Here is a 14,938-nt window from a genome sequence, read left to right as displayed (position 1 = left end):
CCAGTTCCCGACTGATAATCAAACGCATCCGGCAGGTGAGTCCGGCCAGCGGCCGGCGGAGCCGTGCTGACGCTGGCCCCGCGGCCACGTATCCTGCCACCGGAACACGGACCAACCCGGGAGAACCCATGCTGTTTGTCGAGGACCTCAAGGCCAAGGCGCGCTGGTGCTATGGGGACGACCGTCCACGCACGCTGGTGAAGGCGCTGCTGACCGATGGGACCTTCGCGATGGCGTGCTATCGCCTGATGCAATGGTCGCAGCGGCACCGGCTGGCGCCGCTGGCGATGGTGTTCAACAAGCTCAATGCGTTCTTCGGCCAGTGCATCATCGGTCGCCACGCCGACTTCGGGCCCTGCTTCGTGCTGATCCACAGCCAGGGCGTGGTGATCAACGGCAGCGTGCGCGGCGGCGCACATGTCTACATCGAACACCAGGTCACCATCGGCGCCGAGAAGTACGTCTCCCCGCTGCTCGGCGACCATGTCTTCATCGGCGCGGGCGCCAAGATCGTCGGGGCGGTGCGGCTGGGCCACCACAGCCGCGTGGGCGCCAACGCCGTCGTGCTGGCGGACGTGCCGGATGGCGCGACGGTGGGCGGCATACCGGCGCGCGTACTGCGGCAGCGCGAGCCGCCCTACACCGCCGACTGAGCGGCTGCGCGCCGCTCAGTCCCGGAAGCGGGACGTCATCCAGCCCACCGTGGTATCCACCAGACGACGACGGTGCGCCCCCACGTAGAACGTGTGGTCGCAATCAGCCCAGTACTCGGTCCTGATGCGCGGTGAACGCGCCACGTCTCCAAAGCACTCCCGTGCCTGGCGCCGATGGTTGTAGTAGCGGTCCACGCCGCCGGTGTACAGCAGCAGCATGTCGGCGCCTCTTGTCTCCAACGCTTTGAGGCGCTCGATCGCCTCGGGCCGGCTCGGAAAATCGCGGAAACTGTTGGGATCGATGGTCGCCGCAGCCGCGCCCGAGGTCCTTCGCAGGAGTCGCCCGATGCCCCGCATGACCTTCGCGGGATTCAGCAGGCGCGGCATGACATGGCGCAGCTTGTACAGGAAGGTGGGATACGCCACGCCATCGAGCAGCAACAGGCCATTCACGCGCAGATCGTGGGGCGCAATATTGAACGCGTCATCGGCGCCGGAGCACAGTCCTCCCAGCACGAAGCTGCGCACTCCTGTCAGCGCCGTGACCAGGTCCATGGCCGCCACCGCCTCGCCCAGCTTCCGTCCCTCGCCTGCCCGCGACGACACCGGGCTGTCGCCCAGCCCCGACTGGTCGAACCGGAACACCACGAAGCCGGCCTCCGCCAAGGCACGCGCCATCTGCACGTACATGCGAAACGGGCCGACGCGCTGCACAAGCCCTGCATTCAGCAGGATCAGCGCGGACTTGCCCCGGATCGCGCCTGCAGGACGGGTCAGGACGCCGACCAGTCCATCGCCGAAGGTATGGGCTGTCTCCACCACGCCGCCGACCGGTTCGACATCCACGGCCGCGTCAGCCGTCTGCTCCATCAAGGCCGTCATCACCGTCATGCCCGTCTCTCCGTCAATAGCGTCGCCAACTGCACCAGGCTGCGCCTCGGCAGCGCCTGGTTCTCGAACTGGACGGGATCATCCCAGGGCGGCTGGTCAGCCGTCGTCAGTGCGGCCACCTCGACGACGACGCCCGCGGCACGCTGCGTGTCGATGAAAGCCTGCAGGTCGGCGTCGGGCGTCCAGGCCACGATCAGCACCCGGCTGCCCGGGGGCAAGGGTCGTTGACGGAAATCGAGCTGCGCCAGCGCATCGGCAAAGCCGGTAGCGAGTTCGAAACCCAGCAGTTCGTTGTCGGCGCAGGGCGCGGGCTTGCGGACGATGTAGCGGCCCACGCCGGCGAGCTGCTGCCGATGCTGGTGGCGCCAGCGCTCGATCATCGGTCCACCCTGCAGCACGGGGTCCCACAGCACCAGATCGACCGGCGCCGAGCCGGCGGTCGCCTGCAGCAGCACGGGCAGGCAGGCACTGCGCAATGCCAGCACGCGGCCGGGCTGCCCCGCCACGGTCGAGAGCGATTCAAGCGCCTCACGCAGGTCTTCCTGCATGCCGGCCAGGCTCAGGTCGGTGGTATCGCCTGCCGAATCGCCCGCGCCATACCAGTCGAAACGGAGCGCGTGCGTGCCGGCTCCCGCCACTGATTCGCAAAGCGACCACAACGCACGCTGGCTCATGATGCCCTCCTGCAGCAAGGGCGGCGCCACCAGCACGCGAGGGCCCGATGCGTCCGTCGGGGCATCGGGTCTGTGCCACATGCCGAATCGACGACGCTCGCGGGCACCGAAGTAGAACGCACGGCCGGCATCCATATCCGGATTGATCGTGGCCTGTTTCGCCACGACGGTCTCTTCCACCGCGGGGAACGCGGACGACGGCAACTCCATCGCCAGCTGCGCCAGCGTCTGCGTCGCCAGCGGCATCATCTTGAGCTTGGCGCCGGTCTCCTTGGCGACGCGGCTGGCCATCTGCACGGCCGCCATCGAGTGTCCGCCAAGATCGAAGAAGTTGTCCTCGGGCGACACCGGCGTCTCGAGCAACCCCGACCACAGCTCCACCAGATACGCCACGCGCGGATCCAGCGCTGCCCTGGGTGCGGGGGCGGCTGTTGCGACAGGCGACGGCACGGCCACGGGCGCGGCGGCGGCGGGCATGTCTTCCGTCTTCGCCGCCGTGTCCTCGGGCAAGACGGCACTCAGCGCCACGACATCGAATGCACTGATCCGATTGTGCGGGGCACTGGCGATGCGCTCGAGCAAGGCCACGTAATGGCCCCGCAGGGCCGCCACGTCATCTGCAAGCAGGACGTCGGCGTTGTACACCATGCTGGCGATCACACCGTCGTCGCGCTCCAGCAACCAGAGGCCCAGATCTTCGGTGGCGCCGGGCTGGAACACTTCCAACCGCTCGTGCGCAAGATTTCCCCAGCGGGTGACGCGCTGGCGGATGTCCTGCAGCGAGAACAGCGTCTGGTACAACGCCGCCGCCCGCTGCCCGCCACGTGAACTGAGTTCCTGGGCCACCTCTTCCAGCCGGATGTCCGGGTGGGCAAAGCTGTCCAGCACCACGTCGCGCACGCGTTTGACGGCATCGGAAAACGGCAGATCGGGGTCCAGCTTCACCCGCAGGGGCAACAGGTTGGTGAAGTAGCCCATCAGCTCCTCCACCTCCGCGCTGTTACGTCCACGCACCGGGGTGGCGATCACCATGTCCTTGCGCCCGGTCAGGCGATTGAGCAGCACGAAGTACGCGGTCAGCAGCACCACGAACAACGTCGCGTCCATCGACAGCCCGACTTTGCGCAGCTGGTCACTGAGGGCCTTGTCGATGTGGAACGACTGCGAAAGGCCACGTCCGGAGGCCGTGCCGCGCTTGCTGCGGCCGCGCGCCAGATCGAGCGATCCGCCTTCACCCGGGTCGTAGGGTTCGCCCAGCTTGCGCCGCCAGAATTCGCGCTGGCGTGCGTAGCCCTCGGTCTCCACCCATTCGCGATGCCAGGCCGAGAAATCGCCGTAGCTGACCGGCAGCGCCGGCAGATCAGGCGCGCGCGCCTCGACCAGGGCGGCGTAGGTTTCGGCCAGGTCCCGGTACAGCAGGTCGAAGGACCAGCCGTCCCAGATGATGTGGTGGGTCATGAACAGCAGTGCATGCCGGTCCTGTTCGAACTTGAACAGCCGCGCCCGGAACAAGGGTTCGCCGACGAGCTTGAACGGGGTTTCGATCATCGTGTTGAGCCGATGCATCAGCACGCGCTCGCGCTCGTCGCGCGGCAGGTGCGTCAGATCCTCGACGTCGGCCAGGCCGGTATCCAGCGTGTCGTGGACCACCTGCAGGCTCTCGCCGTCGCGCTCCTCGATGGTGGTGCGCAGCACGGATTGCCGTTGCATGACCGACTGGAAGGCAAGATCGAACTTGGCCACGTCGAGCGGCCCCACCAGCCAGTGCGCCGAAGGCGTGTTGTAGGTCAGCTGGCCCGGATTGAATTCCTCCAGCAGCTTCAACCGCTCCTGGATCAGGGAAAGCGGGGCCGTGCCCTGATCGTCGCGATGGCGGATGGGCGGGCGCGGCGGCAACGCGTCGTGGGACGCGTTGCCGATGGCCGCGGCCAGCTTCTCGACGGTCGGCGCATCGAACAGCGTGCGCAGGGACAGGTTGATTTCCAGCTCGCGATTGAGGCGCGAGGTGAGTTGCGCAGCCAGCAGCGAGTGACCGCCGCTGACGAAGAAATTGTCCTGCACGCCGATCTCGGGAAGGCCCAGCACGCCGGCCATGATCGCGGCGACCTTGCGCTCGACCTCATTCCGCGGCGCGACGAACGAATCCGTCCGGACCAGCGCGGTGTCGGGCGCCGGCAGCGCCTTGCGATCCACCTTGCCGTTGGGCAGCAGCGGGATGGCGGGCAGGCGCACGAAATGCTGCGGCACCATGTAGTCCGGCAGCTGCTGTTTCAGGTGGGCGACGAGCGCCGTGTCGGGGATGTCGACGGAAGACGCCGGCACCACGTACGCCACCAAGCGTACGTCGCCGGGCCGGTCCTCGCGCGCCATCGCCACCGCACGGGTCAGGGCCGGATGCGCCAGCAGCGTGCTTTCGATCTCGCCCAGCTCAATGCGGTAGCCGCGCACCTTGACCTGGAAGTCCAGGCGGCCCATGTGCTCCAGGTTGCCGTCGGCACGCCAGCGGCCACGGTCACCCGTGCGGTAGAGCATCGGCGCCGGGATGCCGGTACCGAATCCCCTTTCGCTGTCCGCGAACGCATCCGGCAGGAAACGGTCGGCGGTCAGCTCGGGGCGCGCCAGGTAGCCGAGGGTGACGCCTTCGCCACCGATGCAGATCTCGCCCGGCACGCCGCGCTGGCATGGCTGGCCATGTTCGTCGAGGATCCACACCTGCGTATTGGCGATGGGTCGGCCGATATGGATGTCGGGAAGTCCGCCCTGCTCCGCCCGCACGCGCATGCTGGTGGACCACACGGTCGTCTCGGTGGGGCCGTACAGGTTCCACAGTTCACTGCAGCGCGGCAGCAGGGCCTGCGCCAGGTCCGGCGGCAGCGGTTCGCCGCCGCACATCGCCTTGAAGTTCGCAGCGCCTGGCCAGCCCGCTTCCAGCAGCAGGCGCCAGGTGGCCGGCGTGGCCTGCATGGCGGTGGCACGCGAGGACTGCAGCAGGGCCGACAGCGCAACGCCATCGATCACGGTGTCCTTGCCGGCGAGGATCACCTCCGCCCCCACGCCCAGCGGCAGCATCAGTTCCAGCACGGCGATGTCGAACGACAGCGTGGTGACCGCCACCAGCCGGTCGTCGATCGACAGGCCGGGCTCGGCCTGCATGGCGGTGATGAAATTCGACACGGCGCGATGCGGCACCTGCACGCCCTTGGGGCGTCCGGTGGAGCCTGACGTGTAGATGACGTAGGCCGGCGATTCCGGATCTGCGGCACCGGCATCGCGACCCAGCCGGCGTTCGGGCTGGGCGGCGAGTTCATCCGCCAGGGCATCCAGCGCCAGCACCGGCCGGCCACGCAGGTCGAACTGCGCGGCATGGCGTTGCTGCGTCAGCAGCGCCGCCAGTCCGGCGTCGCTGGCCATGTAGGCCAGCCGGTCCGCCGGAAACTGCGGATCCAGCGGCACGTAACCCGCACCGGCCTTCAGGATGCCCAGCAGTGCCGCCAGCATGTCGGCGCCACGGTCCATCGCCAGGCCGACCAGGGCACCACGCTGCACGCCGCGCTGGCGAAGCAGATGGGCGATGCGGTTGGCGCGCGCTTCCAGTTGCCGGTAACTGAGCGCCTGTTCGTCGCTGCGGACCGCCGTGCGATCCGGTGCACGGTCGCACTGCCGCTCGAAGTGCTCGTGCATGCGGCAGTTGCGGTCGAACGCCGTGGCTGCAGGCTGCAGGGCCACCAGCTCCTGGAACGCCTGCGCACCGACCAGCGGCAGGCGCGCGATGCGTTCGTCCGGGTTCTCGCAGGCGGCGCGCAGCAGGCCTTCATAGGCGCCCAGCCAGCGGCGCACCGTCTGTGCGTCGAACAGGTCGGTGCTGTACTGGGTTTCCAGACGCAACCTGCCATCGACCTGCACGGCATTGATGGAGAGTTCGAAGTTCTCGTAATGCCGCGGGTTGGTGGTGAAATCCAGCGACAGGCCGGGGAAACCGCTCTTCTCCTGGTCCAGCGCCTGGTCGATGTTGAACATCACGCTGACCAGCGGCAGCCGCGCGGGATCGCGCGCGATGCGCAGCTTCTTCAGCAGCGTCCCGAAGGTATAGCGCTGGTGCTCGATCGCATCCAGCAGCACGTCCTGCGCGCCATCGAGCACGGTGTTGAAGCTGTCGCCGGCCTGCAGGTCGAAACGCAGCGGCAGCAGGTTGACGCAATGCCCGACCAGGTGATCGTGGCCGTCCACCGATTGTCCGGCGGCGGGAATCCCCACCACCACCTGTTCCTGCCCGGCGATACGCGAAAGCAGCGTGGCGAAACCGCCCAGCAGCGTGGCGAACAGGCTGGCGCCGCGGCGCGCACCCAGCCGGCGCACGGCCGTCACCAGGTCCGCATCGAGCACGTAGTCCTCGCGCTGCGAGGCGAAGCTGCGCCGCGCAGGACGGGCGTGATCGGTCGGCAGTTCGAGCACCGGCGTCTGGCCGGCGAAGCGCGACAGCCAGTACTGCTCGTCGTGCTTGAACTCCGGACCCGCCGGATGGACCGCTTCGGCCAGCGCGTAGTCGGCGTAGCTTTCCGCGGCGGGCAGCGCGGCTGCGTTGCCGGCGGCCTGCGCATAGGCGGCGCCCAGCTCGCGCACGATCACCCACCACGACCAGCCATCGCACACGATGTGATGGGCGTGCATCAGCAGCACGTGTTCCTGCGGCGCCAGCTGCAGCAGCTCGGCGCGGAACAGGCGACCCTGCTCCAGTGCGAACGGCGTTTCCACGCCGGCGCGCTTGCGTTGCGCGAGTTGCGCGGCCCGCTCGGCCTCGGCCAGCCCGGAGAGGTCGCTGAAAGGCAGCAGCAACGGCGCCGGCTCCAGCACGCAGAAGGTTTCGCCATCCGGACCGAAGCTGGCGCGCAGCGCGTCGTGGCGCTCGGCCACCGCCTGCAGCGCGTGCTGCAGGCGGTTGGCATCCAGTGGCCCGCGCAGGTGCAGCGAGACCGATTCGTTGTAGGCCAGCGATGCATCATCGCCCAGCCGCGACGCGAGCCACAGCTCACGCTGCGGCTCGGTGGTCGGCACGACGCGCGCCAGGGCACCTCCGGCGAACGGATCGTAATCGACGGCCACGGGGGTGCTCCGCCGCTTGGCCATCGGCTCGCTCATGCGCCCACCTTCAGGTACTGGCCGGGGCTTTCGGGATTGGGCACGTACCAGGCCGGGCGGCCCTCGGGGTCGCGACCCAGGCGTGCACCGGGCACGGCAGGCTGCGCGGCATCCATCACCGTGCGCGACGTCACCGCGCTGCGCGGCAGCAGCTCGGCTTCCTGCAGCTCCAGCACGGATTCCTTGTAGGCCTGGATGATGGCGCGGAAATCCGCCTCGCTGTGCGCGGTGGTGAAGAAGCAGGGGAAGTTGTCGAGGATATGGATGCCGCGGCTGCGCATCATCGCGAACAGCAGGTCCTGCAGCGGATGGTCTTCCTCGAAGTGGGTGCGCCACAGCGAAGCGAAGTGCTTGATGCGCACGGGTGCGCCGACCTCTTCGCAGAAGGCGTTGATCTCGTCGGCCATCGCCGTGGTGCGCGCATTGAGCGCCTGCTGCAGGGCAGTGCCCTGGGCCTTCATGTGCAGCAGCGACGCCTTGGCCGCGGCCAGCGTGAGCGGGTGGCGCACGAAGGTCCCGGCGAAGTACGTCACGCCCACCGTGGGCACCGACGCGTCACCGTACTGCCAGTAGCCGCCATCCAGCGCGTCCATGAATTCGCGCTTGCCGGCCATCACGCCGATCGGGTAGCCGCCGCCCACCACCTTGCCGTAGGTCGCCAGGTCCGCCTTGACGCCGAAAAGGGCCTGCGCGCCGCCGGGGTGCGAGCGGAAGCCGGTGATCACTTCGTCGAAGATCAGCGCGGCGCCGGATTCGCTGGTGATCCTGCGCACTTCCTTCAGGAACTCGACCGGCTGGAAGTCGGGACGCCGGCTCTGCACCGGCTCGACCAGCACGGCTGCCAGTTCGTGTGCGCGCTCGCGGATGATCTGCAGCGTTTCCGGCGTGCCGTAGTCCAGCACCAGCACCTTGTCCGCGGTGTTGCGCAGGATGCCCGGCGCGGCGGGCACCGCCCGCAGCTTCTTGGTGCCACGCACGATCACTTCGTCATTGATGCCGTGGTAGGAGCCGGAGAACACCACGATGGTCTCGCGGCCGGTCACTGTGCGGGCGATGCGCATCGCACCCAGGACCGCTTCGGAACCGGTATTGCAGAGCGCTGCGCGGTCGTGGCCGGTCAGCTCGCAGACCAGCTGCGACACTTCGCCGGCCAGCGGATGCATCGGGCCGATCTCGTAACCGTTGTCCAGCTGCTGCTTGACGGCATCGATCACGAAGTCCGGCTGCCAGCCGAACAGGCTGGTGCCGAAGCCGTTGAGCGCGTCGACATACTCATGGCCGTCGATGTCCCAGACATGCGAGCCTTTCGAACGCTCGACGACGATCTGGTAGACGATTTCCTTGGTCAACGGACGGAAGCCGGTGACCACGCGTGGATCGGCCATGTGGCCGCGATGCTGCTGCGTGTAGGCCTTCGACTTCGGCGTGCGGGCGATGTACCGGCGGGTGAAGCCATCCAGGCGTTCGCGCTGGTGCGGATTCAGTTCGATGCCACCGGCCGCGTCGATGCGTGCGATGGCACCGAAGGCCTTTTTCACGTCGTAACGCGTGTGCGCCAGGGCGGCCACTTCATCGTCAGCCGACGCGGGCGCCGGCGCGGCGGCCGCCTGCGCGGCGGATGGAGCCGGGGGCGCGACGGCGGTCGGTACGGCGACGGCCGCCATGGGCGCGGGCGCGGCGACGGCAGGCGTGGTCTGCATCACCGGTGCGGCGCCGGCCAGCACGGCCAGTTGCTGCGACATCAGCTGCATCTGTTGTGCGATCAGGTGGCGCAGCGCATCGCCATCGCCGCCCATCGCCTGCACCGGCATGGCGATCGGCGCGAAAGCGACGGAGGCCTGGGAGGGGACCGGCGGCAACGACACCGGCGTCACCGGCACCGACGTTGTCGCCGGTGCCGTGGCAACCGGTGCAGCCTGCGCAGGCGCGGCTTCGGGCGGAAGCTGCGCGTCCAGCGTCTGCGCCAGGCGATCCAGGCTGGCGCATTCGCCCATCAACTGGCGGAAGGTGATCTTGACCGGAAACTCCTTCTGCAACTGCAACGCCACCTGGGTCAGCATCAGGCTGTCCAGGCCCAGCTCGATGAAGTTGGCATCGCCGTCGGCATCGGCCAGGTCGAAGCCGGCCACATCCTCGAATACCTCCTTCAGCTGCGCCACCAGGCGCGGCTTGCGGTCGGCGATGGCGGGGGCGACGGTTTCGGACACAACGGACATCAGGGGCTCCAGGGTCGCACGCGCGACGATGGTGGGATGGGGAACGACATTGCTGGCCACCGCGGGCTGCGGTTCCACCCAATAACGTTTTTTCTCGAACGGATAGGTCGGCAGGCACAGTCGCCGGCGCCGGTCGCGACGGTCCAGCTGCGAAGGCGACAGGGCGACGCCCTGGCTCCACAGCTGGCCGTAGGCGGAAAGCAGCTGCGCATGCTCGCCATCGACGGCATCGGACAGCGATGCGACGGCGGCCACACGCTGCTTCTGCAGCAGCGGCTGCTGGCGCGAGAGCGTGGCCAGCGTGGCGCGCGGCCCTATCTCAAGCAGCACCCGGCCCGGTGTTTCCAGCAGGCGCGCGATGGCCGGGGAGAACCGCACAGGCTCGCGCAGGTGCCGTGCCCAGTAGTCCGGCGAGACGGCCGATGTGTCGTCCAGCCAGTCGCCAGTGGCGGTCGACAGGACGGGGATACGGGGGGCATGGCGGACCAGGGCGTCCACCTCGGCACGAAACAGCGGGACCACCGCATCCATCATCGACGAATGGAAAGCGTGCGACGTCTTCAACGCCCGGCACGCCACGCCCTCGCCTTCCAGTTGCTGCTGGAACGCGGCGACCACTTCGTGCGGGCCGGCCACCACGCAGGCGCCAGGTGCATTCTCGGCCGCCAGCGACAGCGTGGCCGGCAGGCGCGGCAGCAAGGCATCCAGCGGCATGCGCACCGAGAGCATCGCGCCAGCGGGCTGCTGCTGCATCAGGCGGCCGCGGCGGGCCACCAGCTTCAGCGCATCCGCCAGGGAGAACACGCCGGCCAGCGTCGCCGCGACGAATTCGCCGATGCTGTGGCCGACCATCGCCACCGGCTGCAGGCCCTGCGTCATCCACCAGCGGGCCAGCGAATACTCGATGCTGAAGATCGCCGGCTGCATGATCGCCGTGGGGAGCATGGCATCGGCATCATCGCCGAACACGATCTGGCGAAGGTCGCAGCCGAGTTCGTCCGACAGCCCTCGTGCGCACGCGTCGAACGCGTCGCGGAACGCCGGCTCGCGCGCATGCAGTTCGCGACCCATGCCCGCGTACTGGCAACCCTGGCCGGGGAACATGAAGATCACGTCGCTGGCCTGCGCGGCTTTCGACTTGCTGACCGCCGCGGCCAGGTCGGCGCTGCGCAGCTGGGTGATGGCTGCGATGGCGGTTTCCGCCGCCACCGCGATGCGATGGGCGAAGGCCTTGCGGCCCACGGCCAGCGTCCAGGCCACGTCCGCCAGGTTCCGGTCCGGATCCGCTTCCAGGTGGTTGGCCAGGTTCGACACGGCCACGGCAAGCGCCGCCGGCGTGCGCGCGGACAGGGTCAGCAGTTGCGTGCCGGTGGCGGGATCGGAGGGCGCGAGCAGCGGCGCTTCTTCCATCACCACATGCGCATTGGTGCCACCGACCCCGAACGAGCTGACGCCCGCACGCCGGAGCGCACCGGGCTGCACGGGCCATGCCTGCGTGTGGCCATGCACGACGAACGGCGTGCTGGCGAAATCGATGACGGGATTGGCCTGGCCGAAGTGCGCCGTCGCGGGAATGCGCTGCTGCTGCAACGCGAAGGCAGTCTTGATGACGCCCGCCGCGCCGGCGGCCATCAGCAGATGGCCGACGTTGCTCTTGACCGAGCCCACCACGCAGAAGCCGCTGTCCTCCGTGCCCAGGCGGAATGCACGTGTCAGGCCCTCGATCTCGATGGGGTCGCCCATCGGCGTGGCCGTGCCGTGCGCTTCCACGTAACCGATGCTGCGCGGCTCCACGCCCGCATCCGCCTGCGCCATCGCGATGACGGCGGCCTGCCCTTCGCTGCTGGGCGCGGTGAAGCTGGCCTTCTGGCCCCCGTCGTTGTTGACGGCCGAGCCGCGGATGACGGCATAAACCGGGTTGCCGTCGGCGATGGCATCGGACAGCCGCTTCAGCAGGACGACCGCGGCGCCATCACTGAACACCGTGCCGGTCGCCGCCGCATCGAAACTGCGCGTGTGCCCGTCGGCCGACAGCATGCCGCCTTCCTGGTACAGGTGGCCGCTGTTCACCGGGCAGGTCACCGCGATGCCGCCGGCCAGCGCCATGCCGCAGCGGCCGGCGCGCAGGCTGTCCACTGCTTCGCTGATCGCCACCAGCGAGGTGGAACAGGCCGTGTGCACGCTGATCGCCGGACCGGTGAGGTTGAGCTTGTGCGCCACGCGGGTGGCGATGTAGTCCTTCTCGTTGTCCAGCATCACCTGGAAGGCACCCAGCTTTTCCACCAGGTCCGGGTGCGCCAGCACGTTGCGCTGGTAGTAGCTTGCGTTGTACATGCCGGCGAACACGCCCACCGGCACCGTGGTCGCATCCGGCACATGGCCGGCACGCTCCACGCATTCCCAGCACAGTTCCAGGAACACGCGCTGCTGCGGGTCCATCAGCTCGGCCTCCTTCGGCGAGATGCCGAAGAACGCCGCATCGAACTTGTCGACATCGTCGAACACGCCGCGCGCCGGCACGTAGGCCGGGTTCGCGCGCAGCGCCTCGGGAATGCTGGCGTCCAGTTCCGCCGCGCCGAACCGGCTGACGCTGTCGCGCCCTTCGCACAGGTTGTCCCAGAACGCTTCCACCGTCGACGCACCGGGGAAACGCCCGGCCATCGCGACGATGGCGATGGGTTCGTCATGCGCATGGCGCGGCATCGACAGCCGCGCCGCTTCGATGGGCGTCGCCGTGCCTTCCTCAAGCGCGATGGCCAGCTGCGCCGGTGTCGGTGCGCGGAACAGCGCCATGGCCGGCACGTCGCCCAACCGCTGGCGGCGCACGGCTTCCAGCACGCGGATGGCCAGCAGCGAGGTGCCGCCCAGGTCGAAGAAGTTGTCGTGCCGCCCAAGATCCTCCAGGTCGAGCACCTCGGCGAAGATGCGGCACAGCGCGGCTTCCGTCTCGCCGCGCGGCGCTTCGTAGACACCGGCCCACTCGGGCCGCTCGCGTCCCGGCGCGGGCAACCTGGCGCGATCCAGCTTGCCGTTGGGCGACAGCGGCAACGCTTCCAGCTGTACGTAGGCCACCGGCACCATGTAGTCGGGCACGTGCGCGACCAGGTGCTGGCGGAGGCGTTCCAGGTCCACCGGCGCGCGCGGATCGATCGGCGACACGTACGCCACCAGGCGCTTCAGGCCCGGCGCGTCCTCGCGCGCCAGCACGCCGGCCTGGCGCACGCCCGGGAACGCCATCACCTGCGCCTCGATCTCGCCCAGCTCGACGCGGAAGCCCCGGATCTTGACCTGGAAATCCTGCCGCCCCAGGTACTCGATCTCGCCCTCCGGCAACCAGCGGCCGAGGTCGCCGGTGCGGTACATGCGCGCATCCAGGTCGGCGCGGAACGGATCCGGCAGGAAGCGCTCGGCGCTCAGCTCCGGGCGCTTGAGATAGCCGCGTGCGACCACCGGCCCGGCCAGGTAGAGCTCGCCGACGACACCCTGCGGCACCGGACGGCCATGCGCATCGAGCAGGTAGACGCGCGCATTGGCGATGGGCCGACCGATGGTCGGCAGGCGTGGCCACAAGGCCGGATCCTCCGCCAGCGTCAGCGCGGTGACCACGTGCGTTTCGGTGGGGCCGTAATGGTTGTGCAGGCGACAGCCGGGGATGTGCTGGAAGAAGCGCACGATCTTCGGCTCGATGCGAAGCTGTTCGCCGGCGGTGATCACTTCGCGCAGCTCGCAGGCGACACGGCCGCCGGGCGGCAATGCGGCGAGATGGTTTTCCAGCCCCTCGGCCAGCATCTGCAGCGCGAAGTAGGGCAGGAACATGCGCTCGATGCGGTGCGCCACGATGAATTCGAACAGCTTGCCCGCGCTCAGGCGCGTGGCCTGGTCGACCAGGTGGAGCTCGCCGCCGGTGGACAGCGTGGCGAACGTTTCCTGGAACGCGACATCGAACCCGAGTGCGGCGAACTGCAGCGTGCGCAACGGCGTGGCGGCACCCGGCTGGCGTACCTGCCACTGGATCAGGTTGAACAGCGGGCCATGCGTCATGGCCACGCCTTTGGGCTTGCCGGTGGACCCGGAGGTGTAGAGCACGTAGGCCAGGTGCGACGCATCGACGGCGCACTCGGCATCGTCCAGATCCTGTGCCGGCAGCGTGGACCACGGCGGCGACGGCTGCAGCAGATCGATCACGGGGAGCTGCGGCGGCAGGTCGCCCAGCACCTCACGCGCGTCCTGCTCCATGCCCGACTGCGTCAGCAGCACGCGGGGCTCGCTGTCGGAGAGCGTGTAAGCCAGGCGGTCCGACGGATAGGTCGGGTCCAGCGGCACGTAGGCAGCGCCGGCCTTCAGCACGGCCAGCAGACCCAGCACCATTTCGATGCCGCGATCGACGTAGATCGCCACGCGGTCGTCGGCGACGACACCCTGCTGTTTCAGGTAGCGCGCCAGCTGGTTGGCCTGCGCATTCAACTGCGCATAGGTGAGCATGCGCGATGCCTGCACCACGGCCACCGCATCGGGCGTACGCGCCGCCTGGGCTTCGAACAGGCGATGCACGCCGCTCGCCGCGGGATACATCTCGTCGGTGTCGTTGCCATGCTGGACAGCGGCACGCGCCTGCTCAGGTCCCAGGATGGCCAGGCGCGCCAACGGCAGGTCGGGATGCAGGGCAAGGTCCTGCAAGAGGGTGCACCAGCACGCGAGGAAGTCCGCCAGGATTTCGGCCGCATAGGTACCGTCCGCGCTGTGGAGCACGGCCTGCGGGCCGTCGGACGCGTCCTGCACCACCACCAGCGCCAGCGCACTGGCCTGGCCCGTGGCATGCCAGCGTGCGATGTCGAGGGGTGCCGCGTCTTCCCATGCGAATCCGACCTGCAGTCTGCCTGGCTGGCCATGGTCGGACCCTGGCAACAGGAATTCGTCGAGCGCGGCCAGCGGAAGCCCTTGGCCGAGCGTGGCGTCATCGCGCAGCGCGGCGAGCCGGGCGAGCGCATCCGCAAGCGTGGTGTCTGGCCCGACATTCACGCGGAACGGCAGCAGCCGTGTCGCCGTCGGACCCATCACCGCGCCGACGACGACATCGTCCTGTCCGGACAGCCGGGCGATCAACGTCGACCAGAGGACCAGCGCGATGTCGCGTGGCGCATGACCCGTGAGCGCGGCGACGCGGGCAAGATCGGACGGCAGCGCGGACGCTGCCCGGGTCGCTTCACCGCGCTGTGCCAGCGGGCGCTCGCCGGGCAGCTCGAAGCGGACGTTCGCGCCGACCAGCAGGTCCTGCCAGTCTCCGGCCTTGTCATGGAATGTGTTCAACCGCCGCCCCCGTTTCCTGCCAGCTCGTGGCAACTTCCTGTGCTCATCTGACATAACGCAT

4 protein-coding genes are annotated in these 14,938 nt (G+C 68.8%); 1 reads left to right on the top strand and 3 read right to left on the bottom strand.

Features of this window, described 5'->3' with window-relative positions:
* Window positions 1-128 precede the first annotated feature (128 nt).
* Complete coding sequence (locus OVA13_RS01525) at window positions 129-653, top strand: serine O-acetyltransferase (RefSeq protein ID WP_267792080.1); 525 nt, start codon at window positions 129-131, stop codon at window positions 651-653.
* A 15-nt stretch (window positions 654-668) separates the two neighbouring features.
* On the opposite strand, the gene OVA13_RS01520 is transcribed toward OVA13_RS01525, so the two are convergent.
* Genes OVA13_RS01520 through OVA13_RS01510 form a run of 3 tightly spaced genes read right to left on the bottom strand, consistent with a single transcriptional unit; the run spans window position 669 to window position 14,877 of the window.
* On the bottom strand, window positions 669-1,544 hold the full coding sequence (locus tag OVA13_RS01520; protein ID WP_267792079.1) for an alpha/beta hydrolase family protein: 876 nt from the start codon (window positions 1,542-1,544) through the stop codon (window positions 669-671).
* Complete coding sequence (locus OVA13_RS01515) at window positions 1,541-7,354, bottom strand: non-ribosomal peptide synthetase (RefSeq protein ID WP_267792078.1); 5,814 nt, start codon at window positions 7,352-7,354, stop codon at window positions 1,541-1,543. Before OVA13_RS01515 ends, OVA13_RS01520 begins: the two co-directional genes overlap by 4 nt.
* Window positions 7,351-14,877, bottom strand: a complete 7,527-nt coding sequence (locus tag OVA13_RS01510) for a polyketide synthase (protein WP_267792077.1) — start codon at window positions 14,875-14,877, stop codon at window positions 7,351-7,353. Before OVA13_RS01510 ends, OVA13_RS01515 begins: the two co-directional genes overlap by 4 nt.
* Between the last annotated feature and the right edge of the window lie 61 nt (window positions 14,878-14,938).

This window comes from Pseudoxanthomonas sp. SL93, assembly GCF_026625825.1.
Taxonomy (GTDB): domain Bacteria; phylum Pseudomonadota; class Gammaproteobacteria; order Xanthomonadales; family Xanthomonadaceae; genus Pseudoxanthomonas_A.
Note: the sequence above shows the minus strand (reverse complement) of the source record. Positions and strands in the feature narration are given on the sequence as shown.